General features: G+C 59.8%; 1 protein-coding gene. It reads right to left on the bottom strand.

Annotated elements, in window-relative coordinates:
* Positions 1–301 (bottom strand): hypothetical protein (locus AB1L30_RS00440; protein WP_367011385.1); only part of this gene is annotated, 301 nt, incomplete at both ends.

Genomic DNA, 301 nt, shown 5'->3' with positions numbered 1-301 from the left:
GTTCATGATCAACACCGAAGCAAAAACAATGAACAGGGCGAATCCGCTCCCGCATACCGCCCAGCCAATGCCGGTGACGGCGAGCACGATCACCGGCTCCGCCGGCCCGGCCCAGCTCTGGGAAACGGCCTGGTCACGTCGAGGATGCTCAATCGACCAGCGTGCCCAGCCCTGCACCCAGGCCGCGATAAACATCATCAGCCAGATGAAGAGGAGGCTGATTCCGGCAATTTCCTTTCCGACGCTCGGCTCGGAAATCGTGAACACCTGGAGGAAGACGGGGAATGCAATGATAATCCCG

The organism is Bremerella sp. JC817 (assembly GCF_040718835.1).
Lineage (GTDB): Bacteria > Planctomycetota > Planctomycetia > Pirellulales > Pirellulaceae > Bremerella.
Note: the sequence above shows the minus strand (reverse complement) of the source record. Positions and strands in the feature narration are given on the sequence as shown.